This is a genomic window from Acidovorax sp. 22279 (assembly GCF_052045435.1).
GTDB classification, from domain to species: Bacteria; Pseudomonadota; Gammaproteobacteria; order Burkholderiales; family Burkholderiaceae_C; genus Acidovorax; species Acidovorax delafieldii.
Map to the genome: position 1 here is coordinate 1 of NZ_JBQEOV010000035.1, position 2,952 is coordinate 2,952.

The window sequence follows — 2,952 nt, forward strand, 5'->3', positions numbered from 1 at the left end:
GCGGGCCGTGGCGCAGGCGCCGGTGCTGCAGCGCGGGGTGCCGCTGCCGGCGCCCGGGTGGCCACCGCTCCCACGTTGAACACCGACACCACCTGCGCCAGGTGCTGTGCCTGGTCACGCATCGAGGCGGCTGCCGCCGTGGACTCTTCCACCAGCGCCGCGTTCTGTTGCGTCATCTGATCGAGGTGTGTGACGGCCTGGTTGACCTGCGCGATGCCGTCGCGCTGTTCTGTCGAGGAGGCCGTGATCTCGCCGATAAGGTCGCTCACGCGCTGTACGCTGGCAACGATCTCTTGCATGCTTTGCCCTGCCTGCGCCACCTGGGCCGAGCCCGATTCCACGTTCTCCACGCTGGCGCTGATCAGGGTCTTGATCTCTTTGGCCGCCTCGGCGCTGCGCTGCGCCAGGCTGCGCACTTCGCTGGCCACCACCGCAAACCCACGGCCTTGCTCGCCGGCCCGGGCGGCTTCCACCGCTGCGTTCAGCGCCAGGATGTTGGTCTGGAAGGCGATGCCGTCGATGGTGCCGATGATGTCGCTGATCTTGCGGCTGCTGTCGGTGATCTGCTGCATGCTGGTGACCACCTGGCCCACCACTTCGCCGCCCCGCGCTGCAGCCTGGGCCGCCGTGCCGGCGAGCTGGTTGGCCTGGCGAGCCGTGTCGGCCGACTGGCTCACGGTGGCCGTGAGCTGTTCCATGCTGGCTGCCGTCTCTTCCAGGTTGGAGGCCGTCTGCTCGGTGCGCGCCGACAGGTCGTGGTTGCCGTTGGCAATCTCCACCGACGCCGACGAGACCGAATCCACCCCCTGGCGCACTTCGCTCACCACACCACGCAGCCGTGACGACATGGCCGACAGCGAACGCAGCATGTGGCCAAACTCGTCCTTGCGGGTGGATTGCAGCTCGCGCGTCAGATCGCCTGCTGCAATGGCATCGATGGTCTCGACCGCTTCGTTCAGCGGCAGGGTGATGGAGCGCACCAGCTTCCAAGCCAGGAACAGGCCCGCCGCCATCAGCACCATGGAGCTGATGATGCCGGTGATGGCGTATTCGATGCGGCGCTGGGTGGCTTCGGCACGGATCACGTCGCGGCGCTTTTCGAGCGTGGCCACAAACTCATCCTGCGCCTTGAGGTACTTGGTGACCAGGGGGGCAAACTCGTCGTCCGCATAGCGTTGGGTGGCGACGGCATCGCCTGCGCCCTTGAGCTCCCAGGTCTTGGCGGTGGCCGCCAGCACGGCCTTGCGCGCCTCCAGCACCTTGTCGAGCGAGGCTTTCTCCTCGGGCGCGGTGGCTGAGGCCACGATGCCTTCCTGCACCTTGTTGATGTTGCCAATGATCTCCTTGACCTTGGCGCCGTATTGCTCGGCCAGCACCGAATCGGTGGTCACCGCGCCGCCCATGACCATGGTGACGGCCGTTTCGGTGGCGCCCCGCCAGCGCACAGCAGCCGAGATGCGGGCCTCGATCTCGACCACGGCGTCCATGGCTGCTGACATCGAAGAGTTGCCCCGGTTCTGCGCAAACGCAGACAGCAGCAACATGGCAATCATGAGCCCCAGAAAGGCGCCCCACAGCTTGCGGGAGACGCGGATATTGTCAAATTGCATGGTTGGTTTTTCCTCGTGGATCGGTGATGTCTCCATGGTCTGCGCATGGCGTGCAAGACACATTCGATTACATCAACAACAGGCCATAGCCTACGCCAGCCCAAGGCACCGGCGGACTCATGCCCCACCGGGAAAAACCCGCATCCAAAATCCGCCAGGAATGCGCGAACGAAGACAGATCGAACAGGCGCTAGAACCCATGGCCTGACGGGGCCTGACCGGTACACAAGTCCCAGCCCGCCACACCCAAGCCTCTGGTCCCAGTATTGCGGGCCCTGACAGGCCCACGCCCCTGAGCCTTCAGGGCACGCAAGGGCCAGGAATCAGAAGCTTTCCCAGTCGTCGTCCCCGCCCTTGGCCGCAGCCTTGGGTGCAGGGGCTGCCGACTGTGTGACTGCGGGTGCAACTGGCGGCGCCAGCCGCGACGGGGCCTTGGGCGCGCTGGCGGCCGCCTTACTGGCGGTGGCAGGCTTGTTGCCCAGAGGGGCCTTGGCGGCCGGCGCGGGCCGTGGCGCAGGCGCCGGTGCTGCAGCGCGGGGTGCCGCTGCCGGCGCCCGGGTGGCCACCGCTCCCACGTTGAACACCGACACCACCTGCGCCAGGTGCTGTGCCTGGTCACGCATCGAGGCGGCTGCCGCCGTGGACTCTTCCACCAGCGCCGCGTTCTGTTGCGTCATCTGATCGAGGTGTGTGACGGCCTGGTTGACCTGCGCGATGCCGTCGCGCTGTTCTGTCGAGGAGGCCGTGATCTCGCCGATAAGGTCGCTCACGCGCTGTACGCTGGCAACGATCTCTTGCATGCTTTGCCCTGCCTGCGCCACCTGGGCCGAGCCCGATTCCACGTTCTCCACGCTGGCGCTGATCAGGGTCTTGATCTCTTTGGCCGCCTCGGCGCTGCGCTGCGCCAGGCTGCGCACTTCGCTGGCCACCACCGCAAACCCACGGCCTTGCTCGCCGGCCCGGGCGGCTTCCACCGCTGCGTTCAGCGCCAGGATGTTGGTCTGGAAGGCGATGCCGTCGATGGTGCCGATGATGTCGCTGATCTTGCGGCTGCTGTCGGTGATCTGCTGCATGCTGGTGACCACCTGGCCCACCACTTCGCCGCCCCGCGCTGCAGCCTGGGCCGCCGTGCCGGCGAGCTGGTTGGCCTGGCGAGCCGTGTCGGCCGACTGGCTCACGGTGGCCGTGAGCTGTTCCATGCTGGCTGCCGTCTCTTCCAGGTTGGAGGCCGTCTGCTCGGTGCGCGCCGACAGGTCGTGGTTGCCGTTGGCAATCTCCACCGACGCCGACGAGACCGAATCCACCCCCTGGCGCACTTCGCTCACCACACCACGCAGCCGTG

The 2,952-nt window shown here is 66.9% G+C and carries 2 protein-coding genes; both read right to left on the reverse strand.

Going from position 1 to position 2,952, the window contains the following annotated elements; all coding sequences use genetic code 11:
• Positions 1 to 1,610, reverse strand: a 1,610-nt coding sequence (locus ACTJKQ_RS24505; RefSeq protein WP_440598365.1) for a methyl-accepting chemotaxis protein, incomplete at its 3' end; no start/stop codon positions are given.
• Between the two features lie 323 nt (positions 1,611 to 1,933).
• Positions 1,934 to 2,952, reverse strand: a 1,019-nt coding sequence (locus ACTJKQ_RS24510; protein WP_440598366.1) for a methyl-accepting chemotaxis protein, incomplete at its 5' end; no start/stop codon positions are given.